The sequence below is a fragment of the Amycolatopsis sp. NPDC051716 genome, assembly GCF_040681595.1.
GTDB lineage: Bacteria > Actinomycetota > Actinomycetes > Mycobacteriales > Pseudonocardiaceae > Amycolatopsis.
Genome location: NZ_JBFAZA010000058.1, coordinates 15,971 through 41,045 on the forward strand (window position 1 = coordinate 15,971; position 25,075 = coordinate 41,045).

At 70.8% G+C, this 25,075-nt stretch carries 27 protein-coding genes and 1 tRNA gene; 18 read left to right on the top strand and 10 right to left on the bottom strand.

The genetic code is table 11. From position 1 onward, the window contains the following. Positions 1 to 106: 106 nt before the first annotated feature. The 6 genes from AB0M30_RS44700 to AB0M30_RS44725 all read left to right on the top strand — a co-directional run bounded on the left by AB0M30_RS44700 (position 107) and on the right by AB0M30_RS44725 (position 4,895). A complete protein-coding gene (locus AB0M30_RS44700; RefSeq protein WP_364597909.1) occupies positions 107 to 796 on the top strand; it encodes a TetR/AcrR family transcriptional regulator in 690 nt (229 codons plus the stop codon). Beyond that, positions 793 to 1,917 carry an NAD(P)/FAD-dependent oxidoreductase gene (locus tag AB0M30_RS44705; protein ID WP_364597912.1) on the top strand — a complete coding sequence of 375 codons (1,125 nt, stop codon included), beginning with the start codon at positions 793 to 795 and terminating at the stop codon, positions 1,915 to 1,917. Before AB0M30_RS44700 ends, AB0M30_RS44705 begins: the two co-directional genes overlap by 4 nt. A 13-nt stretch (positions 1,918 to 1,930) precedes the next feature. After that, complete coding sequence (locus tag AB0M30_RS44710) at positions 1,931 to 2,593, top strand: alpha/beta hydrolase (protein ID WP_364597915.1); 663 nt, start codon at positions 1,931 to 1,933, stop codon at positions 2,591 to 2,593. 29 nt (positions 2,594 to 2,622) lie between these two features. Next, complete coding sequence (locus AB0M30_RS44715) at positions 2,623 to 3,888, top strand: helix-turn-helix domain-containing protein (protein WP_364597918.1); 1,266 nt, start codon at positions 2,623 to 2,625, stop codon at positions 3,886 to 3,888. Positions 3,889 to 3,992: 104 nt separating this feature from the next. After that, a complete protein-coding gene (locus tag AB0M30_RS44720; protein WP_199191481.1) occupies positions 3,993 to 4,223 on the top strand; it encodes a hypothetical protein in 231 nt (76 codons plus the stop codon). Positions 4,224 to 4,271: 48 nt separating this feature from the next. Further along, positions 4,272 to 4,895, top strand: coding sequence for an NAD(P)H-dependent oxidoreductase (locus AB0M30_RS44725; RefSeq protein WP_364597921.1), 624 nt, complete (start codon positions 4,272 to 4,274; stop codon positions 4,893 to 4,895). On the opposite strand, the gene bla is transcribed toward AB0M30_RS44725, so the two are convergent. Beyond that, positions 4,892 to 5,791 carry a class A beta-lactamase gene (bla, locus tag AB0M30_RS44730; protein ID WP_364597924.1) on the bottom strand — a complete coding sequence of 300 codons (900 nt, stop codon included), beginning with the start codon at positions 5,789 to 5,791 and terminating at the stop codon, positions 4,892 to 4,894. The two genes, AB0M30_RS44725 and bla, sit on opposite strands and share 4 nt — an antisense overlap. 111 nt (positions 5,792 to 5,902) lie before the next feature. Between bla and AB0M30_RS44735 the strand changes: the two genes are divergently transcribed. Both AB0M30_RS44735 and AB0M30_RS44740 read left to right on the top strand, forming a co-directional pair. Further along, positions 5,903 to 6,772, top strand: a complete 870-nt coding sequence (locus tag AB0M30_RS44735; RefSeq protein WP_364597926.1) for a LysR family transcriptional regulator — start codon at positions 5,903 to 5,905, stop codon at positions 6,770 to 6,772. After that, positions 6,769 to 7,668 (top strand): serine hydrolase, encoded by a 900-nt coding sequence (locus AB0M30_RS44740; protein WP_364597929.1) that lies wholly within the window; start codon positions 6,769 to 6,771, stop codon positions 7,666 to 7,668. Before AB0M30_RS44735 ends, AB0M30_RS44740 begins: the two co-directional genes overlap by 4 nt. A gap of 26 nt (positions 7,669 to 7,694) precedes the next feature. On the opposite strand, the gene AB0M30_RS44745 is transcribed toward AB0M30_RS44740, so the two are convergent. Beyond that, positions 7,695 to 8,123, bottom strand: a complete 429-nt coding sequence (locus AB0M30_RS44745; protein ID WP_364597977.1) for a hypothetical protein — start codon at positions 8,121 to 8,123, stop codon at positions 7,695 to 7,697. Positions 8,124 to 9,415: 1,292 nt separating this feature from the next. Here AB0M30_RS44745 and AB0M30_RS44750 point away from each other — a divergent pair. The 3 genes from AB0M30_RS44750 to AB0M30_RS44760 are packed head-to-tail and all read left to right on the top strand — an operon-like array spanning position 9,416 to position 11,383. Further along, on the top strand, positions 9,416 to 10,072 hold the full coding sequence (locus AB0M30_RS44750) for a GTP cyclohydrolase II (RefSeq protein ID WP_364597932.1): 657 nt from the start codon (positions 9,416 to 9,418) through the stop codon (positions 10,070 to 10,072). A 31-nt stretch (positions 10,073 to 10,103) separates the two neighbouring features. Next, positions 10,104 to 10,307, top strand: coding sequence for a DUF1653 domain-containing protein (locus AB0M30_RS44755; protein ID WP_364597935.1), 204 nt, complete (start codon positions 10,104 to 10,106; stop codon positions 10,305 to 10,307). A gap of 5 nt (positions 10,308 to 10,312) precedes the next feature. Beyond that, a complete protein-coding gene (locus AB0M30_RS44760; protein WP_364597938.1) occupies positions 10,313 to 11,383 on the top strand; it encodes a hypothetical protein in 1,071 nt (356 codons plus the stop codon). A gap of 1,160 nt (positions 11,384 to 12,543) precedes the next feature. Here AB0M30_RS44760 and AB0M30_RS44765 read toward each other — a convergent pair. Next, on the bottom strand, positions 12,544 to 13,110 hold the full coding sequence (locus AB0M30_RS44765) for a cysteine hydrolase family protein (RefSeq protein WP_103340710.1): 567 nt from the start codon (positions 13,108 to 13,110) through the stop codon (positions 12,544 to 12,546). A gap of 53 nt (positions 13,111 to 13,163) precedes the next feature. On the opposite strand from AB0M30_RS44765, the gene AB0M30_RS44770 reads away from it, so the two are divergent. Further along, complete coding sequence (locus AB0M30_RS44770; protein WP_364597942.1) at positions 13,164 to 13,454, top strand: hypothetical protein; 291 nt, start codon at positions 13,164 to 13,166, stop codon at positions 13,452 to 13,454. Here AB0M30_RS44770 and AB0M30_RS44775 read toward each other — a convergent pair. Together AB0M30_RS44775 and selD are read right to left on the bottom strand one after the other, a co-directional pair. Further along, a complete protein-coding gene (locus tag AB0M30_RS44775) occupies positions 13,447 to 13,662 on the bottom strand; it encodes a DUF2795 domain-containing protein (protein ID WP_103340712.1) in 216 nt (71 codons plus the stop codon). The genes AB0M30_RS44770 and AB0M30_RS44775 overlap by 8 nt on opposite strands. Positions 13,663 to 13,720: 58 nt before the next feature. Continuing rightward, entirely contained in the window at positions 13,721 to 14,713 is a 993-nt protein-coding gene (gene selD / locus AB0M30_RS44780; protein WP_364597947.1) for a selenide, water dikinase SelD, read from the bottom strand. Between the two features lie 54 nt (positions 14,714 to 14,767). Here selD and AB0M30_RS44785 point away from each other — a divergent pair. The 3 genes from AB0M30_RS44785 (at position 14,768) to AB0M30_RS44795 (ending at position 17,860) form a co-directional block, all read left to right on the top strand. Continuing rightward, positions 14,768 to 14,862: transfer RNA gene (locus AB0M30_RS44785), tRNA-Sec, on the top strand. Beyond that, positions 14,862 to 16,145: an L-seryl-tRNA(Sec) selenium transferase gene (gene selA / locus AB0M30_RS44790; RefSeq protein ID WP_364597950.1), complete on the top strand. Its 1,284-nt coding sequence runs from the start codon at positions 14,862 to 14,864 to the stop codon at positions 16,143 to 16,145. The genes AB0M30_RS44785 and selA overlap by 1 nt, the downstream gene beginning before the upstream one ends. Further along, the gene (locus AB0M30_RS44795; RefSeq protein WP_364597953.1) at positions 16,136 to 17,860 is read left to right on the top strand and encodes a SelB C-terminal domain-containing protein; all 1,725 of its coding nucleotides are present in this window, start codon (positions 16,136 to 16,138) and stop codon (positions 17,858 to 17,860) included. Before selA ends, AB0M30_RS44795 begins: the two co-directional genes overlap by 10 nt. A gap of 25 nt (positions 17,861 to 17,885) precedes the next feature. Here AB0M30_RS44795 and AB0M30_RS44800 read toward each other — a convergent pair whose 3' ends face one another. The 3 genes from AB0M30_RS44800 to AB0M30_RS44810 all read right to left on the bottom strand — a co-directional run bounded on the left by AB0M30_RS44800 (position 17,886) and on the right by AB0M30_RS44810 (position 20,624). Further along, entirely contained in the window at positions 17,886 to 18,791 is a 906-nt protein-coding gene (locus AB0M30_RS44800) for a helix-turn-helix transcriptional regulator (protein ID WP_364597956.1), read from the bottom strand. An 81-nt stretch (positions 18,792 to 18,872) separates the two neighbouring features. After that, a complete protein-coding gene (locus AB0M30_RS44805; protein ID WP_364597959.1) occupies positions 18,873 to 19,676 on the bottom strand; it encodes an SDR family oxidoreductase in 804 nt (267 codons plus the stop codon). Positions 19,677 to 19,787: 111 nt separating this feature from the next. Further along, positions 19,788 to 20,624, bottom strand: a complete 837-nt coding sequence (locus tag AB0M30_RS44810) for a helix-turn-helix transcriptional regulator (protein ID WP_364597962.1) — start codon at positions 20,622 to 20,624, stop codon at positions 19,788 to 19,790. 125 nt (positions 20,625 to 20,749) lie between these two features. Between AB0M30_RS44810 and AB0M30_RS44815 the strand changes: the two genes are divergently transcribed. Beyond that, the gene (locus AB0M30_RS44815; RefSeq protein WP_364597965.1) at positions 20,750 to 21,523 is read left to right on the top strand and encodes an SDR family NAD(P)-dependent oxidoreductase; all 774 of its coding nucleotides are present in this window, start codon (positions 20,750 to 20,752) and stop codon (positions 21,521 to 21,523) included. Between the two features lie 82 nt (positions 21,524 to 21,605). Here AB0M30_RS44815 and AB0M30_RS44820 read toward each other — a convergent pair whose 3' ends face one another. Both AB0M30_RS44820 and AB0M30_RS44825 read right to left on the bottom strand, forming a co-directional pair. Further along, positions 21,606 to 21,788, bottom strand: coding sequence for a CsbD family protein (locus AB0M30_RS44820; protein WP_364012123.1), 183 nt, complete (start codon positions 21,786 to 21,788; stop codon positions 21,606 to 21,608). Between the two features lie 87 nt (positions 21,789 to 21,875). Beyond that, positions 21,876 to 23,141, bottom strand: coding sequence for a cation:proton antiporter (locus AB0M30_RS44825; RefSeq protein WP_364597968.1), 1,266 nt, complete (start codon positions 23,139 to 23,141; stop codon positions 21,876 to 21,878). Between the two features lie 191 nt (positions 23,142 to 23,332). On the opposite strand from AB0M30_RS44825, the gene AB0M30_RS44830 reads away from it, so the two are divergent. Further along, positions 23,333 to 23,668 carry a hypothetical protein gene (locus AB0M30_RS44830; RefSeq protein WP_364012312.1) on the top strand — a complete coding sequence of 112 codons (336 nt, stop codon included), beginning with the start codon at positions 23,333 to 23,335 and terminating at the stop codon, positions 23,666 to 23,668. 38 nt (positions 23,669 to 23,706) lie between these two features. After that, on the top strand, positions 23,707 to 25,008 hold the full coding sequence (locus AB0M30_RS44835) for a cytochrome P450 (RefSeq protein ID WP_364597971.1): 1,302 nt from the start codon (positions 23,707 to 23,709) through the stop codon (positions 25,006 to 25,008). Positions 25,009 to 25,075: the final 67 nt, after the last annotated feature.

Consider the following 25,075-nt stretch of genomic DNA (forward strand, 5'->3'; position numbering starts at 1 on the left):
TCGTATTCCACGCACCCGAATGATGTGTTGATTCCGGGGTGCCGAGTTCGACGAACACGTTCGTGGCGAACTTGCTCGTAACGAACATGTTCGTTACGGTGGAGGGATGACTCCGGGAAGCACCTACAACCGCCGGGAGCGCCCGGCGAAACCCGCGTTGACGCGCGAGGGCATCGTGGCGACCGCGGTCGCGGTGATGCGCGCCGAAGGCGTAGAGCGCGTCACCATGCGCCGGCTGGCCAAGGAGCTCGACACCGGAGCGGCGTCGCTCTACGTCTACGTCAAGGACACCGAGGAACTGCACGCCGCGGTGCTCGACGAGCTGCTCGCCGAGGTCGGCCCGGCCGGCGAGGGGGACTGGCGCGAACGCCTGTGGGCGGTGCTGGACTCCTACCGCGCGGTGCTGTTCGCGCACCCTGCCCTGGCCAGGGTGGCGCTGATGACCCGGCTGAGCGGCCCGCACTACCTCGCGCTCGTCGAGGCCGTGCTCGCGCTGCTCGACGAGGGCGGCATGGCGCCGGGGCAGGCCGCGTGGGCGGTCGACGTCCTGCTGCTGACCGCCACGGCGACGGCCGTCGAACACGGCACCCGCCGGGAGAAACCCGGCGCGGCCCGTGAACACGAGGAGATGACCGAGTCCCTGGCGGGCGTCTCGCCGCGGACGCACCCGCACATCGCCGCGCTGGGCACCGACCTGGTGTCCGGGCCCGGCCCCGCCCGCTCGAGGTGGGCGTTCGACGCGCTGCTGAACGGCGCGCTCGCCACCCCGCGTCCCGGACCCGAGGAGACCCGATGACTCCCTCCGTCACGATCGTCGGCGGCGGCCTGGGCGGCCTCACGCTGGCCCGGATCCTGCACACGCGCGGGATCCCGGCGACCGTCTGCGAACTCGAAGCCACACCGGCCGCCCGCGACCAGGGCGGCACGCTCGACCTCCACGCGGAGTCCGGCCAGCGGGCGCTCGCCGAAGCCGGGCTGACGGCGGAGTTCCGCGCCGTCGTCCGCGAAGAGGGCGAGGCGCTGCGCATCCTCGACCGCTATGGTGCCGTCCGCTTCGAAGAAGGCGCCGGCGAGGGCGGCGGGACGCGGCCGGAGGTCGACCGCGGCGAGCTCAAGCGGATCCTGGCCGGGTCGCTGCCGGAGGGTGTGGTCCGCTGGGGCGCCAAGGTGACGGCCGTGTCGCCGGGGAAGGTCACCTTGGCCACCGGCGACGTCCTGGAAGGGGACCTGGTGGTCGGCGCGGACGGGGCCTGGTCGAAGGTCCGGCCGGTGCTGTCCGGCGCCGTGCCGCGCTACTCCGGGCTGTCCTTCGTGGAGGCCCGGCTGTCCGGCGTGGACGCCCGGCACCCGGCGGTGGCCGTGCTGGTCGGGCCGGGGTCGATGTTCGCGCTCGCCGAAGGGAAGGGGCTGATCGCCCAGCGCACCGGCGGCGGCCGGATCCGGGTGTACGCCGCGGTCCGCACGGAGGACGCCGACGCCGCCACCGGGCTGGCCGAGCGGGACCGGCTGCTCGACGTCTTCGCCGGCTTCGCCCCCGGCCTGCGGGCGCTCATCGCGGACAGCGAGGGTCCCCTGATCCCGCGGCCGATCCACGCCCTGCCGGTCGGGCACCGCTGGGCGCGGGTGCCGGGGGTGACCCTGCTCGGCGACGCCGCGCACGTCATGTCGCCCTTCGCCGGCGAGGGCGCGAACCTCGCCATGCTCGACGCCACCGAGCTGGCCCTCGCGCTGGCGGACCACGACGACGTCGAAAGCGCTCTCTCGGCTTACGAAACCGCGATGTTCCCCCGGGCGGAGGCAGCCGCCCGGGACTCGGCGGACAACCTCGAAGCGTGCTTCGCCGCCGGTGCGCCCGACGCGATGGTCGAGCAGATGACGCGCTTCGCCACGCAGGCCACCCAGGCCACACAGGACTGACGGAAGGAAACTCATGGATTTCGACCTCCTCGACACCGGCGGCGGCGACCGCGCCGTGCTGGTCCTCCACGGTGGCGCCGGACCCCGCAGCGTCACCTCGATCGTCGAGCACTTCGCGCCGCGCGCCCGGGTGCTGGCGCCGACGCACCCGGGCTGGTCGGGCACCCCGCGCCCGGCCGCGTTCACCGGCGTCGACGACCTCGCCCTGGCCTACCTCGACCTCCTCGACGACGAAGACCTGACCGACGTCGTCGTGGTGGGCAGTTCCTTCGGCGGCTGGGTCGCGGCCGAACTGGCGGTGCGGGACCGCGGCCGCCGCCTCGCGCGGCTCGTCCTGCTCGACGCCATCGGCCCGGAGATCGCCGGACACCCGGTGCGGCTGCCGCAGCCGCCGCCCGGTGCGCCGGGCCCGGACCCGGCCGACCTGGCCGCGATGCGGACCTACGCCGGTCCGGACCTCGCCGACCCGAAGCTGCTGCGCCGCCTCGCCCGGGTCCGGCTCCCGGCCCTGCTGATCTGGGGCGAAGACGACGTCGTCGTCCCGCCGGCGTTCGGCAAGGCGTACGCGGCCGCGTTCGCCGACGCACGGTTCGAGGTGGTGGCGGGCGCCGGGCACCAGCCGGCGCTGCAGGCTCCGGAACGGACGTTCGACTTGATCGACGAGTTCCTCGCCTAGCTTGAGGTGCCACCCCCTAAGGTGGCTCCATGGTGGACGAAGAAGTCGTCTCGGAGCGCATCCGGCAGATCGCCGCCACCCTCGAGGGCCGCGCGGGCGAACTCACCGGCGAGCTGGTCCAGCTGTACGCCACCGATCTGCCGCAGCTGGTCAACGACGACGAGCGCATGGTGAGCCTGCTGTCGGCGAGCGTGTACCAGAACATCGAGACCGCGCTGCAGATCTTCCGGCACGGCATCGACCCGGCCGGCGTCGAGCCGCCGGCCGCGGCGGTCGAGTACGCGCGCCGGCTGGCGCAGCGCGGCACCCCGGTGTTCGACCTGATCCGCGCGTACGACCTCGGGCAGGCCGCGATGCTCGACTTCGGGTTCCAGGAGTGCATCCGGCTGGTCGACGACGCGGCCCTGCTCGGCGCCATGATGCGCCGGCTGCTGCGGGTCGCCTACGAGTTCATCACCCGGGTCGTCCGCCAGCTCGTCGGCATCTACCAGGACGAACGCGACCGCTGGCTGCTCAACCGCAGTGCCGCGCGGGCGGCGAAGGTGGCGGACCTGCTCGACGGGAACGGCGAGCCGCCCGACGTCGACGCCGCGGAGGCGGTGATCGGCTACCGACTGCGCGGCACGCACGTGGGCATGATCGTCTGGCACGCCTCGGAGGCCTTCGTCGACGACGCGCTGTCGTTGCTGGAGTCGGTCGCGGGCGCGGTGTTCGAGCGCGTCCGCGGGCAGGGCCGTCCGCTGTTCGTGCCGCGTGACGAGGCCAGCGCGTGGGTGTGGCTGCCGCTCGTGCCGGGCGCGACGATCGGCCGGGCCCACCTCGACGCGGCGCTCGCCGAAGCCGAAGCGGGCGTGCGGGTGACCGTCGGCGACCCGGGCACCGGGGTCGCCGGCTTCCGCGACACCCACCAGCAGGCCCGCCGGGTGCACGCACTGGCGCTGGCCGCCGGGGAGCACTGCGACCGCGTGCTGACCTTCCGGGAGGTCGGCACGGTGGCGTTGATGACGAGCGACCTGAACGCGGCCCGCCTGTGGGTCGCGAGCACGCTCGGGCCGCTGGCCGCCGACGACGAGAACGGCGGCCGGCTGCGCGAGACGCTGCGGGTGTTCCTGACGACCGGCGGCAGCTACACGGCGTCGGCCGCGGAGCTGACGATGCACAAGAACTCGGTGCAGTACCGCGTCCGCAAGGCGCAGGAGCTGCTGCCGCGCGGCCTCGGCGAGGACCGACTGGACGTCGAGCTGGCGCTCGCCCTGTGCCGCCGGCTGGGCTCGGCGGTGCTCTCCCCGGCGTGACTTTGGTGTCCCGGACCACCGGTGCCCAAGATCGTTGGGTCGCGGGCACGAAGCCTTGATCCGCCTTTTGGCCTAGTTTTCCGGCTATGGGTGAGAACGGTGGAATGCTCGCGTTGGTGCGGCTACGCCGAGGCGTCGTCGGCGAAAGCAGACGTGTCTGCCACCTGATCCCGGTGCCCGCCGGCCCGGTGCCGGAGCACCTGACGGCCTTGTGCGGCGAGGCGATCTTCCCGGGCGAAGCCGAGGTGCTCGACGGGCTGTGCGGCATGCCGTGCCACGCGTGCCTGGTGCGCAGCGCGCCCTCGGGACAGGGCTTCCTGGCCAACGCGGGCTGAGTTGTTCGCGGGCTCGGCCGCGGGCCGCCGTGGCAGGATGGCGCGATCATGGGGATCGACGACAAGCCGGTGGTGGTGCTGCTCGCCCACCCGCGACCCGGCAGCTTCAACCACGCGCTCGCTTCGCGAGTGGTCACGACGCTGGACCGGGCCGGGGTGCCGGTGCGGTTCCACGACCTGTACGCCGAAGGCTTCGACCCGGTCCTGACCGCGGAAGAGGCCTACACCAGCGGGACCCGGGCGGAGGAGTTCCTCGCCGCCGAACCGGACCCGCTGGTGCGGCGGCACCGGGAAGAACTGGGGACCGCGGGCGGGCTCGTCGCGATCCACCCGAACTGGTGGGGCAAGCCGCCGGCGATCCTCAGTGGCTGGCTCGACCGGATCCTCGTCCCCGGCGTGGCCTACCGGCTCGACGACGCCGGCGGCGCACCCGAGTCGCTGCTTTCCCTGCGGCGGCTGCTGGTGATCAACACCTCGGACACCCCGGAGGAGCGGGAGCGGACGCTGTTCGGCGACCCGCTGGACGCGATCTGGCGGCGCTGCCTCGCGCCCTACCTCGGCGAGCCGGAGGTGCACCGGCTGGTGCTGCGGGTGGTGGCCGACGCCGGCGCGGCGCAGCGGGCCGCGTGGCTCGACGACGTCTCATCGGAGGTGCGGCGCCTCTTCGGTTAGCTCCGGAAGGCGTCGAGGGCCAGCTTCGCGGCCTGCGCGATGAGCCGGTCGTCGTGCTCGGCGTGCTCGGCCTGACGGCTGGACATGATCGCGAGGACGATCGGTGCCCGCCCCGGCGGCCAGACGACCGCGATGTCGTTGCGCGTGGCGTATTCGCCGGTGCCGGTCTTGTCGGCGACGGCCCAGCCGGCCGGCGTGCCCGCCCGGATCACGGTCGCGCCGGTCTTGTTGGCGCGCATCATGTCCGTGTACATGGTCCGCTTCTCCGGGGGCAGCGCGTCGCCGAGGGCGAAGGTGCGCAGGGTGCCGGCCATCGCGCGCGGGGTGCTCGTGTCGCGGATGTCGCCCGGAGCGAGGTCGTTGAGTGCGGGTTCGGTCCGGTCGACGTGGGTGGTCGTGTCGCCGATCGCGCGCAGTGCGGCGGCGAGTCCCGGCGGCCCGCCGAGCTGCTCGAACAGCAGGTTCGCGGCGGTGTTGTCGCTGTAGCGCAACGCCGCGTCGATCGCGTCGTGCAGCGAAATGCCGGTGTCGACGTGCTTCTCGGTGACGGGGGAGTTCTCCTGCAGGTCGGCTCGGCGGTAGGTCAGCACCTTCGCGAGGTCTTCGATGTCGGTGCGCTGGAGCACGGCGGCGGCGGAGAACGCCTTGTGCGCCGAGGCGTAGCCGAAACGCTCGTCGGCGCGGTGGGCGATCTCGCGGCCGGAGCCGGTGTCGAGGGCGTACACGCCGAGGCGGGCGTCGAAGCTGCGTTCGAGCGGGGTGAAGTCCGGCTGCGGTGCTGCTGCCGGTGCCGCGGCCGACGTCGGTGCCGGCTTCGGCGTTTCCGCCGTGCAGGCGGTCAGCGGGACGAGGAGCAGCGCGGCGAGCGCGGCCCACCTGGCTCGGGGGAACGGCACGAAGACTTCCTTCCGGTTTTCTTGATCGTCCGCCGCAGTCTCACGACGCTCGTTCATGCTGTCCAAGACGGAACTGTGCGGTTTGATGCCGAACCGGCATAAGATGAGGTCGTGGACCTGGTCGGCGGCTGCAGGGCGTTCGTGAGCGTGAGCGAGACGGGGAGCTTCACGGCGGGTGCGGCGCTCGCGCGGATCCCGCAGCCGGTCGCCAGCCGGCGCATCGCCGCGCTCGAACGGCACTTCGGGGAGCGGCTCTTCGACCGCTCGACCCGCCGGGCGCGGCTCACGCCGTTCGGCCGGGACGTGCTGCCCTCGGCCCGCCGGCTGGTGCAGCTGGCCGAGGCGATGGAGCACGACGCGAAGCGGGCCCGGCTGCGGCCGGTGCGGGTGGCCGTGCCGGCGACGTGCGGGGTGCGGGAGCTCGCCGGGCTCGCCGCCGAAGCCCGGGCACGGGAGATCCACCTCGAGTTCCGCGCGGCGGGGCCGGGCGAGCGGGCCGAGCTGGTCCGCACGAACGAGGTGCGGGCCGCGCTCACCGCGGTCCCGGCCGAGGAAGCCGTGTGGTCGGTGCCGCTGGGCGTCGCCGGCGTGGCGCCCTTGCCGAGCCGGGTCGTGCACCTGGAGACGCTGCGGGTGGGCCGGTCCGCCGGCGTGCGGCGGCGGGTCTGGATCCAGCCGGAGGACGACGTCCCGCACGTCCGCGACCGGGTGCTGCGGGTGCGGGACGCGGTGGGCCTGTCCCCGGCCCAGGTGGCGGTGGCCGATTCGCTGACGTCGGCGGCCGCGGAGGTGTTCGCGTCCGGGGACCTGCTGCTGTGCTCGGTGGCGCAGGCGGAGGACCTGGGGCTGTCCTGGCGCCCGATCGGCGAGCTGGCGCCGGCCCGCGGCTACGCCGTCACGGCGGCACTGACGGAGGACGCGGACCGCCTCCGGACGACGTTGCGCGCGGCGGTCGGCCGGTGCCTCGGAGCCGGCCGGTGACCGCCTCGCTGCTTCGCGACCTGCGCGCGGCCCTGGACGAGGGCGGCCTGCGCGGCTCGTTCCTGGTCCGCGACCTGCGCTCGGGCGCCGAACTCGGCATCGACCCGGACCGCGACTACCCGATCGCCTCCCTGGTCAAGGTCCCCCTGGCGGCGGTCACCCTGGACCGCGTCCGCCGGGGCGAGCTCGACGCGGCCACCCAGCTGGAGGTGCCGCCCGGCGGCGTCACGACCCCCGGCCCGACCGGCCTGACCCGCTTCCGCCACCCGGCACGCGTGGCTGTCGGCGACTTGGTGTACTTGAGCACGTCCCTGAGCGACGGGACGGCCGCGGACGTCCTGTTCGGACTGACGCCGCCCCCGGAGATCACGCGCATGCTGGCGGAGTGGGGCATTCCCGGGATCGCGGTGCGCCACCTCATGCGCGACCTGGTGCAGACCCCGGCCGAGCGGTTCGACGCGGGCGAGGCGGACCTGGCCCACGCGCTGGCCATCGGCGCGTCGACGGCGGGCCAGGGCCACCGCCTCCCGCAGCTCGACGTGACGCGCGCGAATTCGGCATCGGCCCGGGCGCTGCTCTCGCTGCTGGAAGCGCTGTGGACCCCGTCGAAGATCGACCCGGCGGTGGCCGGCGGCGTGCGGGAGCTGATGGCGAACAACGTGATCCGCCACCGGATGACCCCCGAGTTCGCTTCCGACGCGGCCCGGTGGTCGTCGAAGACGGGAACGTTGCTGAACTTGCGGCACGAGATGGGCGTGGTCGAGCACGCGGACGGCGGGGTGTTCGCGGTGGTGGCGCTGACGGAGTCGAAGGTGCCGGCGGCGGTTCAGCCGGAGGCGGATGTCTTGATGAGCCGGGTGGCGCGCGCCTTGCGCGATGAGCTGCGCGGAGGCTGAGGAAGGTCCTCGGACACACGCACTATCTACACCCGGGCTGGTCGTTGCATAGACAGCCAGCTCTTTTGTTCATAGCGTAGCTCCAGGTTCAGGGCTCGGTACAGGCGGCTCATGCCTGCCGTGGTTGCGTCGGCCAGAGTGCCGCAGACGTCGCCGAGGGCATCGATCCTCGCGTAGATCTCCGCGCGGGACACCGTCGTGTTGGCCGGAACGCTCTTGATCTGTGCTTTCGCGGCGGCTCGTTCCGTCTGTGCCTGGTTGATCGGGTCAACGAGTGCTTCGGGCTCGACGTCGGCCGCGATCGCGGCTTGATACCGCTGAAGCCTTGCTTCCGCGTCTGCCAGCCGGTTTCGCGCCGCTTCCAGCAGGCCGCCGCCGGCCTGACTGCCGTCCGACCCAAGCAGCGCGGCCGCCGTCCGGTCGTGGCTGTCGGGGTGGAACAGCTCGTGAAGCACCCGTTTAGCGCGTCAACCACCACGCCTTCGCGCAGGTTGACCGTCTTCGCGTGGTCTTCCAGCTTCAACGAGCCCGGCGCCATCGTCCGCGAGGTGCAGCGGTAGGACGCGCCCTTTCTGATAGTGGCGCCTTGCATCTTCCGGCCGCAGATTCCGCATCGGACCAGTCCGCGCAGCAGAAATGACCGTGCGGTGTTTCGGACGCCCCCGCTCGGCCTTGCGTGCCATCTTCAAGCCGCCTGCCGACTTCGACCGGCACTCAACGCATTGCCGAATTAGATGGAATTTCTCTCACGACGTTGGGGGTGGAAGTGTTGTTGGTGTGACCAGGGAAGCGAAATCCTAAAATAGACTGTCGAAAAATATGCAACACGTCGAAGGGATCGAATCGCAAATTCAAAGCTGTCTGACCAACTTAAGTCTGACTTACTATCCCCGTTCGACTACCAAAACTGCTTCGGCTTGGGTGTAATCGTGTTGCGAATTTCCAATCAGAAAGCTGCTTAATTCGTGCGGAAGACTTGCTCTGGAGGCAGGGTGACCAAACCGTACGCGCCACGACGACAAAGCAGATTGCCGACGTTGCGGCCCGATTCTAGTAAGTCCTCTGGGAGCCAGGTGGACGCATGAGGTTAACGGAGGTGGAGATAACCCCACGGCGAGTGGGTGTGTAACGTAACCCTGGTTAGATATATGTATAACTGTCAATGGTCGCGCTGGGTGCGAGTAGTGACGCCCGAATGGAGAGGGGAGTCCCGATAACCCGAAGTGCATAACTTCGGGTTATCGACGTATTTTCTTGTACGCAGCTTAGTGTTAAGGGCTCACACGTTCAGTGCCGGATTTGAAATGGCATGTTATGTGACGCTTCAAATCGTCACGGCGCCGCGATTCGTCACGCTGAAACCCGGCTGATGGTCGCGCGCCCACTGCCGGGCATGGGTGGGTACAGTCGGACGCGTCATCCACTTGTTCCCGCTGCGGCGCACTCCAGTCAAATCTCCGAGTCGCCGGGCCAGTGCGCGGCGCGGTCGGGCAATGCGAGTTCCCTGCCCTCCGGCTCCGGGGATTGCCTGGTGGACAGCGCCGCTTGCGGATCAACGGGGGTCTGTCGATCACCTTGCGCGCTCAAATAGCCGGGTTTGGTGCAGTCGATCGCGAGAGCGATGCCGCTGGCACGAATGGATCGAACAGATTCGCCTGAGGCACGTCGCCGGGCATGACTGCTGGGCTTGTCACGGTCTGGTAAATATTGGTTACGTGTTCCCGTAGCGAGTAACATTTGTCGCTACGTGTACGATGTCGGCGACATTATTGTCAGCAACGAGTACGATGCATCGAGAGTACCGGCTAGCAAGGGGTGGCAAATGGAAAAAATTACGGCGACGTTGAAGATGAACAGAGGGCAGTTCGAGATACATTGCTTTGATCAGGGAGAAGAGCACCCTAGTATTGCGTTAACGTTCGGTGACATTCGGACAGGTGTTCCACTGGTGAGAATTCAGTCAGAGTGCCTGACCGGGCACGTATTCTCGTCACTAAGCTGTGACTGCGCTGGGCAACGCGACGATGCACTTGACAAGATCGTTGAAGCTGGCTCCGGTATTTTGATCCATCTGTGGCAAGAGGGGCGAGGTATCGGCCTTGCGGATAAAATGCGGGCATATGCACGACAGATGACAGGCGTGGACACGGTAGACGCCAATTTGCAGATTGGGCGCGAAATCGATGAGCGGACTTATGATGGCGCTGCGATGGTCCTTAAAGTTCTTGGGGTAGCTAAGGTGCGGCTGATTACGAATAACCCGACTAAGGCTGCGGGGCTCGTTGGCTTAGGTATCGAGGTCGCAGAATCAATTTCGCTGCCGCCCAGAGTTAATGAGATCAACAGGAAATATCTGCAGACAAAGATTGATCGCCTTGGCCATACCTATGAGCTGAATTCTTAGCTGTCATGAGCTGTGAAATTTGGAGGAATTAGTGCGCCCGGGAATCTATCGCCACTTCAAAGGTGGAGTGTACGAGGTCCTTATGACCGGTTGGCACACCGAAGCTGAAGAAGTGTGCGTTATCTACAGGGATATCGAGATTAAAGAAATTCAGATCAGGCCACTCGATATGTTTGCTGAAACTGTGGAAGTCGACGGGAAAAGTGTTCCTCGATTTGAGAGAATAAGAGATTAGCAACAATGTATCTGGCCGACAAGGGTATAATACGCAACCTAGAAAAAATAAATTTTGAGTGTCGCATCGGCGATCAGCCTTTTCGGCCGGAGGTGCAGATTCGCTCCTGTTCGGTTGATTTGCGTCTCGACACTGTGTTCTGGAGAGTGCGAAAGAAGGTTGGACGAACTCGTCGGTTGCAGAAACGCAATATTGTCGATCTTCGAAATCACACATTGCATGAAGCCGCGCCCCGCTATCATTGGGAACGATTGGTACTGCAGCCTGGAGAGACGTACGTCCTCTGGCCTGGCGACTCGCTAATGGGACGCACGTATGAGTGCTATAGCATTCCTGTCGGCTTTGCTGGTAAGCTTTCGGGTCGGAACTCATACTCTAGGATGGGTTTGTCGGTGCACTGTGGTGGCGATTTCATGAACCCTGGCTGGCGTGGTCATCAACCCCTTCAATTGGTGAACTTTTCTAAACTTCCGATTCGGGTCACTCCACTTCTTCCGGTTGTTCAGCTTTCCTTCGTAAAGTTAACCGAATACAGTGATCGAGTGTATGGAGGGCCCGAGGATAAATATATGCTCGATGACGGCGGTCCATCGTATTGGTGGCGGGACGAGATAGTAAAAGAGTTGGCTCAATCTTATGGTGAGGACAACGTCCCTGATTCCGTTAGAAGGCGTTTGAATCTGGCAATTAGAAGCGAGGCATTTACGCCGGATCAACTATATCGGTTCAAGAACTATTTCGATCGACGTGCGTTGTATGAGATATCCAGTGCAGACGACTTGCTTGTAAACTTCTCTGCGGAGGAAGAGAAGAGGCAAAATATGAGAACGTGGATCAGGCGGATAACTTGTGGTGGAGCTGGCGTTCTGATCGGTGGTTCTATCGGTGCGATAATCCAGCACCCGTACACATTCTGGCATTGGATAATCTGGGTTGCAACACTGGTCTTCGCCCTAGCGGCATTTCGGGAGATTTTATTGCCTAAGGCTGACTATTTCGATACCTTTGCGCTGCAAAGGACGCGATCGCGAGTGAAGATGTCGGACGACAACACTGGCGACCTCGAGAATTCGTGATGCCGAGATAATTAGATATACGACAGTGCGCTCCGTGGTGGGGCCTATCGCTGCTCGGCATGGTGAGGCCGTCTGCTCGGCGGTTCTGAGGTTTGCTGCCTAATGCGCAGATGTGGTCGTCCCGGCGTCAGGTGTACGGGGCGTTTTCTGGGCCCCGGCAAGCTTCTTTGCGGTTGAATGCTTGTCTCATCTGGTGAGTTGCCGAATTTCTAGAATAGGAAGTTCCCTATCTGCGTCCTTAGCGGAAGGGCTGCATCGGTATCCGTGAGGCAAGCCATGGTACGTTCGATGGCCCAGCGTTTTGGCGGTTGCCGATCCAGCCGCTCGGGTGGGCTGGTCGTCTGCCCTTCCGTTCACCTGCGACGCGTGCAGGGGGTCACGGTGTGAGTCGTAGCTGCGTAGGTAGTGAGCAGGATCGTTCGGGGTGATCGCGGCTTCGAGTTGAACGGCCGGCCCGGCGGATGCTCGCGAACGCACCGCACAACCCCGCCATGGCTGGGCCTGACGCACCTTCACCCGCCGATCACCTGGCTTGGGCGCAGCTTGGCTGCTCCGGCTGCGCTGCGATTGCGCCGACCGCCGGCGCGGGAGCAGCTTCGCCGCCCCGACCGCGGTCCGAAGCCATCGACTGGGCCCGGGCGCAACCCAGCTGCCCCGGCCGTGCTCCGATGCCGCCGATCACCCGGCTTGGGCGCAACTTCGCTGCCTGGCCGCGTTGCGAAGGCGCCGACCATCCGGTCTGGGCGCAGCTTCGCTGCCCCGGCCGCGGTCCGAGTCATTGACCCGGCCCGGGCGCCACCCAGCTGCTCCAGCCGTGCTCCGATGCCGCCGATCCCCCGGTCTGGGACCAGCTTCGCCACCCGAGCCGGGTAGTGATGCCGCCGACCGCCCGGCCTGGGAGCAACACGCCGACCGGCCGTGATCCGAAGTCGTAGGCCGCCCGGCCGGGAACACCTCGCCGACGGCCGTGCTCCGAAGCCGCCGATCGCCCGGCCCGGGGGGCAACCCAGCCGCCCCGGCCGCGCTCCGAAGCCGCCGATCACCCGGCCCGGGGGCAACCCAGCCGCCCCGGCCGCGCCCCAAAGCCGCCGACCACCCGGCCCCGGGAGCAACCTCGCCGACCTACCGCACCCCGGAACCCGCCAACCGGAAACCGCCGCTCAGGCGGGTGCCTTCACCCCGAACTCCACCTCGGCCGTCTCCACCGTTCCGGCCGTCCGGCCCGGTGCGGTCTGGTACTTCCAATACAGGTTCGTGTGCGCGATGACCTGCCCGGGCGGCGGCGCTCCGTAAGCCGTCAGGTCCTCCGTCGAGTGCGCGTCCGCCACCAGCGTCACGTCGTAACCCCGGGCAAGCGCGCCATGCAGGGTCGAGCGGATGCAGGCGTCCGTCTGCGCGCCGGCCACCACCAGGGATCCCACGCCCCGGTCCGCCAGCACCTCCTCGAGGTCCGTGTCCTCGAAGGAGTCGCCGTACTCCTTGTGCACCAGGGGTTCCTTCTCCGCGCGCACCAGCTCCGGTACGTACTCCCAAGTCTGGCTCCCGCGCGGCAGCTCGCCGCTGGTGTGCTGCACCCACACCACCTCGGTGCCGGCGGCGCGGGCGCGGTCCACCAGCGTGACGATGTTGGCCAGGACGGTTTCGCGCTCGTGTGCCGTCTCCATCACGCCGTTCTGCACGTCGATGACGAGCAGGGCAGTGTTCCGACGGCCGGTCAGTGTGGTCATGGCGTCACCCTAGCCACCGGTACCGACAATTTCCGCGAAGTAGCATGCCCGGCATGGACTACGGGATGCTCTTGTTCGGTGTCGTCGTGCTGGTCGCCGTGGTCGGGCTGGCGTCGTCCTCGACGAACCGCAAGCTCGGGCGGGTCGACCGGCGGCTCGCGCGGGTGGAGCGGAAGCTCGACGCGATCGCCGATCGGCTCGGCGTGTCCACCGAGGAGCCGGAACTCGCCGAGGTGAGCGCGTTGCTGCGGCAGGGCAAGAAGATCCAGGCGATCAAGGCCTACCGCGACCGCACCGGCGCCGACCTCAAGGAGGCCCGGGACGCCGTGGAGCGGCTCATCTAGGTGCCCCGCCGATGTGCTTGGCCGACACCGCTTCCCACACCGCGTCGAAGTCGTCGTACCGGTCGCTGTCCGGCAACCCGCCGAGCGACCCCAGCACCGAATCGCCGCCGCCCGCCGCGGCCGCGCGGCGCAGGAGCTCGTCGCGGCCGCAGGGGTACTCGGTCTCGGACAGGTGCTGCTCGAGGCTGGTCCGGTCCGGAGCGGGCATCGCACACCTCCTGATCGTTTCTCCTGCCCGGCGTACCCGGGCAGCCGGGAAGGGAAACTCAGCCTACGACGATCGTGTGCTCCGACCGCGGCTCCAGGGACCCGATCACCGGGTGGCCCGGCAGCTCCCCGGCGACCAGCAGGCCACCGGACGTCTGCGCGTCGGCCAGCAGCAATGCCTCGTCCGTCGAGATGCGGGACAGCTCGGCGTGCGGGCGGACCCAGTCGAGGTTCCGCCGGGTGCCGCCGCTGACGTACCCGTCGCGCAGTGCCTCCCGCGCGCCCTCGAGGTACGGCACCGCCGCCGGGTCCAGCCGGGCCGTCACGCCGCTCGCGCGCGCCAGCTTGTGCAGGTGGCCCAGCAGACCGAATCCCGTCACGTCGGTGGCGCACACGGCCCCGGCGGCCAGCGCGGCCCGGCTCGCGGCCGCGTTCAGCGTCGTCATCGCGTCGATGGCCTGCGGGAACCGTTCGCCGGTGGCCTTGTGCCGCGAATTGAGCACGCCGACGCCGAGCGGTTTGGTCAACGTCAACGGCACGCCCGCCCGGCCCGCGTCGTTGCGCAGCAGCCGCGCGGGGTCCGCGATGCCGGTCACCGCGAGCCCGTACTTCGGCTCCGGGTCGTCGATGCTGTGCCCGCCGGCCAGGTGACACCCCGCCTCGGCGCAGACGTCGAGGCCGCCGCGCAGGACCTCGGCGGCCAGCTCGAACGGCAGCGTCTCCCGTGGCCAGCCGAGCAGGTTCAGCGCCACCACCGGCGTGCCGCCCATGGCGTAGACGTCGGACAGCGCGTTGGCGGCCGCGATCCGGCCCCAGTCGTAGGCGTCGTCGACGACCGGGGTGAAGAAGTCCGTGGTGGCGATCAGCGCGGTGCCGCCGGAGATCCGGACCGCGGCCGCGTCGTCGCCGGTGTCGAGGCCGACGAGCAGCTCGCCCGGGGGATCGACGGGTACGGCGCCGGTCAGGCCGGCCACGGCCGCTTCCAGCTCGCCGGGCGGGATCTTGCACGCGCACCCGCCGCCGTGCGCGTACTGCGTCAGTCGGTAACCCACCGGTTCATCGTGCCCGCCGGGCGCGAACTTGGCAGGATGGCCCCCATGGTGCAGGGAGGCGTATCCGGCCTGGTGACCGGCGCGGTCTTCAAAACCGTCGAACGGCAGGTTCTGCCGCTGGCGGGTTCGATTCCCGTCCGCCTCCGCCATGCCTGACCCGCGCCGCGCGGTCCCGCGGACCGACGCGGTCCTGGCCGAGCCCCGGATCGCCAAGGCCGCCGGGACGCTCGGCCGGGACCTGGTCAAAGCGGTGGTCAACCACGTCCAGCACGCGGTGCGGGCGGGGGAGATCGCCCCCGCCGACGTCGTCGACGCCGTGCTGGCCCGGCTTCCGGCGAGCGCCTCCTCGCTGCGGCCGGTGATCAACGCGACCGGCGTCGTCGTGCACACCAACCTCGGCCGCGCCCCGCTCTCGGCGGCCGCGCGCGACGCCGTCCTCGCGGCCGCCGGCGCCACCGACGTCGAATTCGACCTCCCGACCGGCGAGCGGGCCCGCCGCGGCCGGGGTGCCCTCGCGGCGCTGCGCGCGGCCGTGCCGGACGCCGGTGCGGTGCACGTGGTCAACAACAACGCGGCGGCCCTGCTGCTCTGCGCGCTCGCCCTGGCGCCGGGCCGCGAGATCGTCGTCAGCCGGGGCGAGCTGGTCGAGATCGGCGACGGCTTCCGGATCCCGGACCTGCTGGAATCGGCCGGCGCGCGGCTGCGCGAGGTCGGCACCACGAACCGGACGACGGCGCGGGACTACGCCGCGGCGATCGGCCCGGACACCGGGTTCGTGCTCAAGGTGCACCCGTCGAACTACCGCGTCACCGGGTTCACCACGGAAGCGGCGCTGGGCGAGCTGGCCGGGCTCGGCGTGCCGCTGGTCGCCGACATCGGCTCGGGCCTGCTGGCCCCGCACCCGCTGCTGCCGGCCGAACCGGACGCGGCGAGCGCGCTGCGGGCGGGCGCCACGATCGTCACCGCGAGCGGGGACAAGCTGCTCGGCGGTCCGCAGGCCGGCCTGCTGCTCGGCGACGCGGACGTCGTCGAACGGCTGCGGCGGCACCCGGCCGCGCGGGCCCTGCGCGTCGACAAGCTCACCCTCGCCGCCCTCGAAGCGACGCTGCGCGGGCCGCGACCCCCGGTGCGTGCCGCGCTCGACGTGTCCGTCGCGAGCTTGCGGGAACGCGCCGAAGCGCTGGTCAAGTCCCTCGAGAACGTCGATGCCCAGGTGGTCGTGTCGGTGGCGGCCGTCGGTGGCGGGGGAGCGCCCGGCGTCGAGCTGCCCAGCGCCGCGGTGAGCCTGCCCGCCCGGTACGCGGCCGCGCTGCGCACGGGCGAACCCGCCGTCGCCGGCCGGGTCGTCAAGGACCGCTGCCTGCTCGACCTTCGGACCGTGCGGCCGGAAGAGGACGCCCAGCTGCGGGAAGCCGTCCGCCGATGCGGGTGATCGTCACCGCCGGGCACGTCGACCACGGGAAGTCCACGCTCGTGCGGCGGCTGACCGGGATGGAACCGGACCGGTGGGCCGAGGAACGCCGCCGCGGCCTCACCATCGACCTCGGCTTCGCCTGGACCCGGATCGGCGCCGAGGACGTCGCGTTCGTGGACGTGCCGGGCCACGAGCGGTTCGTGCCGAACATGCTCGCCGGCGCCGGGCCGGCCCCGGCGGTGCTGTTCGTCGTCGCCGCGGACGAGGGCTGGATGCCGCAGTCGGCCGAGCACCTCGCGGCGTTGGACGCGTTCGGCGTCCGCCGCGGGCTGCTGGTCGTCACCAAGGCCGACCGCGCCGACCCGGCCGCCGCGACGGCCGCCGCGCTGGAGGAGATCGCCGCGACCTCGCTCGGGGCCGTCCCGAGTGTCGCCGTCAGCGGCACCACGGGCGCGGGGCTGGCCGGCCTGCGGACGGCGATCGGGGAGCTCACCGCCGGGCTGCCGACGCCCGATCCGGACGCCGACGTGCGGCTGTGGATCGACCGTGCCTTCACGGTTTCGGGGGCCGGCACGGTCGTCACGGGCACGCTGGCCGCCGGCACGATCGCCGCCGGCGACGAGTTCCTGCTGGGCTCGGCGCGGGTGAAGGTCCGAACCCTGCAAGCCCTCGGCGAACCCCGCGACCGGGTCGGCGCCGTGGCCAGGGTCGCGGTGAACCTGCGCGGCACCGCGCGGGGCGACGTCCGCCGCGGCGACGTCCTGCTCACGCCGGGCCGGTGGCGCACCACGGCCGAGTTCGACGTGCGGCTGCGCGGCGCGGCCGCCGCGGACCTGCACCGCGAATTGGTGCTGCACCTGGGCACGGCGGCCGTGCCGGTCCGGGTCCGTCCACTCGGGACGGACACCGCGCGGCTCACCACGGCCACCGCGCTGCCGCTGCGCACCGGCGACCGCGGCCTGGTGCGCGATCCCGGCGAGCACCGGATCGCCGCCGGGTTCGACGTCCTCGACGTCGACCCGCCCGCCCTGTCCCGCCGCGGCGCGGCGCGGGCCCGCGGCCGCGAGCTGGCCGAACCCGACCTCGCCCGGGTTTACCTGCGCCGCAAGGGTTTCGTGCGTGCCGAGGACTTCACGGCGATGGGCCTGCCCGCGACGGGGGAGCGGCTGGGCGGGTGGTGCGCGGACGAGGAGCGGCTCGGGGCGTTGCGCACGCAGGCGGCCGAGATCGTGGGTGCGTGGGACAGCACGGCCGCGGGCGTACCGGTGGAGGCGTTGCGGCAGCGGCTCGGGCTGCCCGCCCCGGAACTGGTCGTCCCCGTGGTGCGGGGCACCGGCTTCGAGGTGGCGGGCGGCCTGGTCCGCCGTCCCGGCGCCGGGCTCGCCCCCGCCGTCGAAAAGGCCCTGGAAACGGTGGCGAAACGGCTCGCCGAGCACCCGTTCCGCGCGCCCGAGGCGGACGAGCTGCGCGCACTGGGCCTCGGCCGGCGCGAGCTGGCGGCGGCGGTCCGCCTCGGCCGGTTGACCGCGCTCGCCGAGGGGGTCGTGCTCGGCCCGGACGTGGCGGAGCGGGCGGTGGAGGAGCTGCGCCGGGTGCCCCAGCCGTTCACGGTTTCCGAGGCGCGCAAGGCCCTCGACAGCACCCGCCGGGTGATGATCCCGCTGCTGGAAAGCCTCGACGCCGCCGGGCGGACCGAGCCACTCGGCGACGGCACCCGCCGCACGAGGGACTAGCACCGCAACGGCGGACGGCCGCCGGTTACCGGGTTTGCCCGCGCCCCGGCTGCGGGTGCCCGGCCGGAATCTCCTGGACCCCGGTCGCCCACGACGCCAGCAGGGCCAGACCGTCCGCGGCCGCCGTGCCGGCGGCCGCGGTGTAGACGTTCAGGAGCAGGCCGGGGTCGGCGGGCAGCTCCATCGACTCGACGTCCAGGTCGAGCCGGCCCACCACCGGATGGTGCACGCGCTTGCGTCCGGACCGGTGGAACCGGACGTCCTGGGACGCCCAGCGCTGCCGGAACAGTTCGCTGCGGGTCGACAGTTCACCGACGAGGGCGATCAGTTCCTGGTCGTGCGGATTCCGGCCGGCTTCCATGCGCAGCTTCGCGGCCACATCGCCGGCTATCCGGTCGTAGTCGACGAAGAACTTTTCCGCCGCTTCGGGCTCCAGGTACACGAACCGCGCGGTGTTCGCCGGCCGTCGCGGGTCGGCCAGCAGCGGTGAATACAGCGCGCGGGCAAGGGGATTCAGGGCCAGGACGTCGTACCGGCCGTTGCAGATCCAAGCCGGCGCGTCGGTGATGGCGTCGAGCACCTGCTGAAGCGCCGGACGCACCGTCACGGCGGGCCGCCGGCGGCGTGGACCGCCGGGCGCCCTCGACTGCCGCGCGAGGTGGAACAGGTGATCACGCTCGGCCTCGTCGAGGTGCAAGGCGGAGGCCACCGCGTCGAGCACGCCGTCGGAGGCGCCGGTGAGGCTGCCGCGCTCCATCCGCACGTAGTAGTCGACCGAGATCCCGGCCAGCAGAGCCACCTCTTCGCGGCGCAGACCCTTGACCCGGCGGTTGCCGCCGTAGGCGGGCAGCCCGGCCCGCTCGGGCGCGATCCGCGCGCGACGCGAGCTCAGGAACTCCTTGATCTCGGTGCGCAGATCGATCTTGGTCACCCCTTCACCATAAGCCCTGTCCGCGGGCGGAGGGAGGTTCTGCTGGTACCCCCCGGCGGCTACGCACCCCTCGCACGCCGCTCAGGTACCCGTTGCGGTCGTGGCGATGCCGCCGTCGACCGGGATGACGGTGCCCGTGAGGTACGCGCCGGCCCGGCCGGCGAGGAACACGGCGATGCCTGCCATGTCGTCGTCGCGGCCGAGCCGGCGCAGCGGGGCCTTCGCCGCGATCGTCTCGCCGACGGCCTCGAGCGTGGTCGCCATCATCTGCGACGGGAACGGTCCTGGCGCCACCGCGTTCACCGTGACGTGCTGGGGGCCCAGTTCCCGGGCCAGCACCCTGGTGAGCTGGTGGAGTCCCGCTTTGCTGCTGGCGTAGGAGTAATTGGGCGAGTCGGCGACGTGGATGGCGGCGATGCTGCCGATGTTGATGACCCGCGCGGGATCCTCGGCGGTGCCCGCCCGGCGAAGTGCCGGGAGCAGCGCCTGCACCAGCCAGAACGGCGACTTGAGGTTGAGGTCGAGCACGGTGTCCCAGGCCTCGTCCGGGAACGTCTCCAGCGGCTCGCGCCACATCGCTCCCGCGTTGTTGACGAGGATGTCCAGGCGTTCGGAGTCGGCTTGGACGAGATCGGCGAGGCGCCGGCATTCGTCGTGAGTGGACAGATCGGCGGGGATGGCTTGAACGTCACCGAATTCGGACAGGAGCCGCTGGGCCTCCGCGCACGTGTCCGCCTTGCGTGCGCTGATGATCACCCGGGCGCCCGCCTGCAGGAGGCCGCGCGCGATCATCATTCCGATGCCCTTGGTTCCGCCGGTGACGAGGGCGTTCTTCCCCCGCAGAGCGAAAAGGTCCGCGTGGGTGGTGAATCGGCTGTCCGCCATGGGTCTTCGTTCCTTTTGTCGTGGAGCCTGTGCGGCCACGTTGACAGGCGTCCAGGACGTGCGGGAGACCCTGGCGTTCCGGGTACTGCGAGACCCCCTTGCCGGGGTTGGTCAGCGTTCCTCGACCAGCGACTGCGTGCCGACGACGCCGAGCAGCGCCAGCCGGTCGGCTGCTTCGGTGCCCGGTTCGGCCGAGTAGACCATGAGACGCAGGTCGCTGCCCGCGACGCTGAGGATGTCGCAATCCAGGGTCAGCGCGCCGACGTCCGGGTGGTCGATGGTCTTTCGGGCGGACTCGTGCTGCCCGACGGCACCCGACTCCCACAGGGCGGCGAACCGCGGGCTCTGCCGCCGGAGGTCGGCGATGAGCGAGCGGAGGTCCGGGTCGTCGGGGTAGCGGCCGGCGGTGCGGCGCAGGTCGGCGACCAGGGCCGCCTGCAACGCGTCCCGTGCCTCCGGGGTGTCGCGCACCCGGGTGTTCGGGCTGAGGAAGGTGCGCCGGACGCCGTTGAGGTCGCTGCCGCGGCGTTCGCCCATCAGGGCCGTGTGGAGCGGGTTGGCGAGCAGCTGGTTCCAGGCCGCGTCGAAGACGGCGACGGGGGTGCCGGCGAGCCGGTCCAGCATGCGGTGGACGCCGGGGGTGATGTGCCGCGGGACCGTGCCGGGGCTCGGGGGCGCGAGGCCGGCCAGCCGGAACAGGTGCGTGCGTTCGTCCTGGGTGAGGCGCAGGGCCCGGGCCAGTGCCTCCACGACCTGGGCCGACGGGCTGGTGGCGCGGCCCTGCTCGAGCCGGATGACGTAGTCGGCGGAGATGCCGGCCAGCTGGGCCAGTTCCTCGCGGCGCAGCCCGGCGGCGCGGCGGCGGCTGCCCGCGGGCAGGCCGGCGGCCTGGGGTGAGACGCGGTCGCGCCAGTGGCGCAGGGCCGTGCCGAGTCCGGTGTTCGCCATCCGTCGATTGTGCAAGCCGGCCGGCCGCTTGTCCTGGTATCGCCCGTCCCAGGAAAACCGGACCACTTCCTGGCCCGCGGACCGGGCCGATCCTGGTGGCAGCACGTCAGGAAGGAACGGAATCCATGAACCAGCTCGCTCTCGTGACCGGCGCCACCTCCGGCATCGGCCGGGCCTTCGCCGAGCGCCTCGCCGCCGACGGCTACGACCTGATCGTCACCGGCCGCCGCGAGGACCGCCTCGCCGAGTTCGCCGCCGCCCACCCGGAAGTCAAGGTGCGCACGGTGGCCGCCGACCTGTCCACCGACGACGGCGTCGCCACCGTCGCCGCCCTCTGCGCCGCCGAGCCGCTGACCATGCTCGTCAACAACGCCGGTGTCGCGCACTACATGCCGCTGGCGCAGCTGCCCGCCGACAAGGCCGCCGAGCTCGTCCACGTCAAGGTCGCCGCGCCCACCATGCTGACCCGCGCCGCGGTCGCGGGCATGCGGGAGCGCGGTGAGGGGCGGATCGTCAACGTGGCCGGGATGATCGCCTTCAGCGGTCCCGCCGACTCCTCGGTCATGCCCCGGCGCGCGGTCTACGCGGGGTCTCTGGCCTACCTCGTCGCCCTGTCCCAGACCCTGAGCGCCGAGCTCGAGGGCACCGGGGTCGGGGTGCAGGTGCTGTGCCCGGGCGTCGTCGCCACCGAGTTCCACGAGCGCCAGGGGCTCGATCTGAGCGCGGTGCCGCGGATGTCCGCCGCCGACGTCGTCACCGCGTCCTTGCGCGGCTTCGAACTCGGTGAAGTCGTCACGGCTCCGGGTGTCGAGGACGCCGGGCTGCTCGACGCCGTCTTCCGGGCCGATCTCGCGGCCTTCGGCGGGCAGGGCCCGGAGCTCGCCTCGCGCTACCGGTGAATGCCGCCGAAGAACGCACCGACCCCGGACACAAGCCCGCTGCCGCACCCCGGAGTCCGGGGCGCGGCAGCGGAGAAACGCGTCACTTCTTGTCCGTGACACCCTTCACGGCGTCCTTGATCTTCTCGCCGGCCTGCTTGAGCGAGCCCTTGGCCTGCTCGGACTTGCCCTCGGCCTGCCACTGCTGGTTGTCGGTGGCGTCACCGACGGCTTCCTTGGCCCGGCCCTTGAGCTCTTCGCCCTTGTTTTCCAGCTTGTCGTTCATCTGGGTGCACCTTCCGTCGCGGCGACATTTCCGGATCGGCCAGTCGCCAAAAGGGCCTTGACAGACTGATACCCACTCTCCGCGCGGCTACACATCGGCGGGCAGATGCCCGCCCATCCGCTCGATCCGCTGGATCGCCGGCTCGGCGAGGACGCCGTGCACGATCACCGACACCGCGACGGCGAGCGCGCCCACCCGCCACAGCACGTCCTGCTGCGGCACGGGGAGCCGGTTGAGCGTGTAGGCCAGGTAGTAGAGCGTGCCGATGCCGCGCACGCCGAAGAACGCGATCGCCGCGGTGGCGGGCCGTCCCGGTGACGGCGCGCCGAGCAGGGAGAGCCAGCCCACCAGGGGCCGCACCACCAGCACGGCGACGACGGCGATCACGACTTCGAGGGGCTGCAGCCCGCGCAGCAGGCCGTCGCCGATCGCCAGGCCCAGCCCCAGCAGGGCGAGCGGGACGAACAGCCGTTCCAGCTGGTGGCCGAAGGCGTGCAGGACGCCGTGGTACTCGTGCTCGCGCTCCTGGGTGCGCACCGCGACCGCCGCGACGAACACGGCGACGAACCCGTTGCCGTGGGCGGCTTCCGCCAGCGCGTAGGGCACGAACGCCAGCGCGAGCAGGACCAGCCCGTCGGCGTACTCGGCCAGCCGCAGCCGGTCCGACGGCGTGCGGAAGATCGCCCAGCCGAGCAGCCGCCCGGTGACCAGGCCCGCCACGACGCCGACGACCAGGGGCAGCAGCAGGTCCACCAGCACCCAGGACAGGTCCAGGCGCGGCTCGCCGCTCGCCAGGGCCAGGCCGAGGACGACGAACGGCATGGTGAGGCCGTCGTTGAGCCCCGCTTCCGTCGTCAGCGTGAAGCGGATTTCGTTGTTCCTGGCCAGTTCCGGCTCGACGTCGGGGTGCGGGACGCCGATGTCGCCGGCCAGCACCGGGTCGGTCGGGGCCAGCGCGGCGGCCAGCAGGAGCGCGACGCCGGGAGCGAGCGCGAGCCACCAGTACCCGAGCACGGCGATCGCGAGGATCGACACCGGCATGGTGATCGCGAGCAGCCGCCACGTGGACCCCCACCGGCGCAGGCCGAACGGCCGGTCGACCGACAGTCCGGCCCCGGCGAGCGCGACGAGGATGCCCAGCTGGGCGAAGGATTCCACGCCGTCCAGGTGGGCGGCCGGGTCGCCCCAGCCGTTGCCGTAGGGGGCGGGCAGCGGGAGCAGCCCGAGCACGATCCCGGCCAGGAGCATCACCAGCGGCACCGAGAACGGCCGGTCGGCGACCAGCTTGGGCACGATCGCCGCCGCGAGCGCGAGCAAGCCCGCCACTCCGAACAACACCGTCAACGACGCCAAAGCTCTCCTCCTGCCGCTCGTCCCGCACCACCGCGGCCAGGAGACCCGGCCGAGCGTGCTGCCGGGTTCCACCGGGACGCACCGCGATCGGCCAGGCCCCCGGGAGCCGGGTAGCGTGGCGGGATAGAGGCGCGCCGCGACCCGGATGCCCGGCGTGCGAGCGGCGAAACCGAGGAGGCCGCGTGACGGCGATGAACGGGGCGGGCAGTCCGTGCCGGTTCTGCGGCAGGCGGCGCGACCCCCGGGTGCCCGGCCGGAACGGGCCGATCTGCGTGGACTGCGTCCGCGCCGGCCTGCGGGTGGTGCGTGACGGCGCGGATCGGGAGAGCGGCGCGGGTGACGTGCTGGCCGCGGTGACGTCGCCGCTGGCCGCGGTCTGCGACTTCTGCGGCCGCCGCGAGCGCCGGACGTTCCTCGGGCTCCGGCGTCCGCTGCTGCGCGTGGACTGCGCGGCCCGGGACGCGGTGATCTGCGTGGACTGCCTGGACCACGCCGGCGACGTGCTGAACGTCGCCCTGCGCGGCTGAGGGCGTTTCGGCGCGGCCACCGCGGGTAGCCGGGCGCCATGACGTCCACTCGGGAACGCCGCACGCGACCGGAGACCGCTTCGGTGGCCGAAACCCTGCGTGTCGCGGTCGAGGTGGCGCTGCCCACACTGGCCGGCGGGGTGATCAAGCGCCGTCCCGCGGCGATGGCGGTGGCCGGGAAACTGCGGTTCGACCGCGCCGGCGTGCGGCTGCTGAGCCGCCTGCGTGCGCGCCACTACGGCCGTCCGCTGAAGCTGCGCGTCCCCGGCCGGTCGGTGGAACTGGCCCTGTCCGGCGCGGACGTGAAGCGGCTGCTGGCCGGCACGCCGACGCCGTTCAGTCCGTCCACAGTGGAGAAGCGGGCCGCGCTGGGGCACTTCCAGCCGCACGGCGTCCTGATTTCGGACGCGGCCGCCCGGCTCGCCCGGCGCCGGTTCACCGAGGCCGTGCTCGAACCCGGCCGTCCGCTGCACGAGCTCGCGACGCCGTTCGCCCGCGCGATCGCCGAAGAGGCGGCCTTCCTGCCGAGCGCGGGGTCACTCGACTGGGACACCTTCAACGTCGCCTGGTGGCGGCTGGTCCGGCGCGTCGTGCTGGGCTCGGGTGCCCGCGACGACACGACGCTGACCGACCAGCTCGAACGCCTGCGGCTCGACGCGAACTGGGCGTACCTGCACCCGAAGCGCCGGCAACTGCGCGAAGAGTTCCGGCGGCGGCTGAGCGGGCACCTGAACCGCGCCGAGCCGGGCAGCCTCGCCGCCGTGATCGCCGCCGTCGGCGAGGACACCGCACCCGATCAGGTGGCGCACTGGCTGTTCGCGTTCGACGCGGCGGGCATGGCGACGTACCGGACGCTGGCCCTGCTGGCGAGCCACCCTGCAGAGCAGGAGCGGGCGCGCACGGACATCGGGGACGCCGAGCCGGCTCAGCTGAGCTACCTGCGCGCGTGCGTGCTGGACGCGGTCCGGCTGTGGCCGACCACGCCGATGATCCTGCGCGAGACGACGGAGGAGACGTCCTGGGGTCCGGCGGGCACGACCGTGCTGATCTTCACGCCGTTCTTCCACCGCGACCCCGACCTGCCCTACGCCGAACGGTTCGAGCCGGACCTCTGGCTCGACGGCCGCGCGGCGGAGAACCCGGCCCTGGTCCCGTTCAGCGCGGGCCCGGCGATCTGCCCGGGCCGCGACCTGGTGCTGTTCAGCGCGAGCACGATGCTGGCGAACCTGCTGCGCCACCACCGCTTCGAGCAGGCGTCGGGACCGGTCCTGTCCCCGGACCGCCCCTTGCCGGCGACCCTGGACAACTTCCACCTGAAGCTCAACCTCCTCCCGGCCTGAAGCGCCCCAATGTGGCCTTCGGTGCGTTGAACGCACCGAAGGCCACATTGGGTGCGTTCAACGCAAC

Excerpts from the sequence above, each read along its gene's own strand:
- AB0M30_RS44700 (WP_364597909.1), top strand. The coding sequence starts at position 107 with ATGACTCCGGGAAGCACCTACAACCGCCGGGAGCGCCCGGCGAAACCC.
- AB0M30_RS44705 (WP_364597912.1), top strand. The coding sequence starts at position 793 with ATGACTCCCTCCGTCACGATCGTCGGCGGCGGCCTGGGCGGCCTCACG.
- AB0M30_RS44710 (WP_364597915.1), top strand. The coding sequence starts at position 1,931 with ATGGATTTCGACCTCCTCGACACCGGCGGCGGCGACCGCGCCGTGCTG.
- AB0M30_RS44715 (WP_364597918.1), top strand. The coding sequence starts at position 2,623 with ATGGTGGACGAAGAAGTCGTCTCGGAGCGCATCCGGCAGATCGCCGCC.
- AB0M30_RS44720 (WP_199191481.1), top strand. The coding sequence starts at position 3,993 with ATGCTCGCGTTGGTGCGGCTACGCCGAGGCGTCGTCGGCGAAAGCAGA.
- AB0M30_RS44725 (WP_364597921.1), top strand. The coding sequence starts at position 4,272 with ATGGGGATCGACGACAAGCCGGTGGTGGTGCTGCTCGCCCACCCGCGA.
- AB0M30_RS44760 (WP_364597938.1), top strand. The coding sequence starts at position 10,313 with ATGTATCTGGCCGACAAGGGTATAATACGCAACCTAGAAAAAATAAAT.
- AB0M30_RS44765 (WP_103340710.1), bottom strand. The coding sequence starts at position 13,110 with ATGACCACACTGACCGGCCGTCGGAACACTGCCCTGCTCGTCATCGAC.
- AB0M30_RS44770 (WP_364597942.1), top strand. The coding sequence starts at position 13,164 with ATGGACTACGGGATGCTCTTGTTCGGTGTCGTCGTGCTGGTCGCCGTG.
- AB0M30_RS44775 (WP_103340712.1), bottom strand. The coding sequence starts at position 13,662 with ATGCCCGCTCCGGACCGGACCAGCCTCGAGCAGCACCTGTCCGAGACC.
- selA (WP_364597950.1), top strand. The coding sequence starts at position 14,862 with ATGCCTGACCCGCGCCGCGCGGTCCCGCGGACCGACGCGGTCCTGGCC.
- AB0M30_RS44795 (WP_364597953.1), top strand. The coding sequence starts at position 16,136 with ATGCGGGTGATCGTCACCGCCGGGCACGTCGACCACGGGAAGTCCACG.
- AB0M30_RS44805 (WP_364597959.1), bottom strand. The coding sequence starts at position 19,676 with ATGGCGGACAGCCGATTCACCACCCACGCGGACCTTTTCGCTCTGCGG.
- AB0M30_RS44810 (WP_364597962.1), bottom strand. The coding sequence starts at position 20,624 with ATGGCGAACACCGGACTCGGCACGGCCCTGCGCCACTGGCGCGACCGC.
- AB0M30_RS44815 (WP_364597965.1), top strand. The coding sequence starts at position 20,750 with ATGAACCAGCTCGCTCTCGTGACCGGCGCCACCTCCGGCATCGGCCGG.
- AB0M30_RS44820 (WP_364012123.1), bottom strand. The coding sequence starts at position 21,788 with ATGAACGACAAGCTGGAAAACAAGGGCGAAGAGCTCAAGGGCCGGGCC.
- AB0M30_RS44830 (WP_364012312.1), top strand. The coding sequence starts at position 23,333 with ATGAACGGGGCGGGCAGTCCGTGCCGGTTCTGCGGCAGGCGGCGCGAC.
- AB0M30_RS44835 (WP_364597971.1), top strand. The coding sequence starts at position 23,707 with ATGACGTCCACTCGGGAACGCCGCACGCGACCGGAGACCGCTTCGGTG.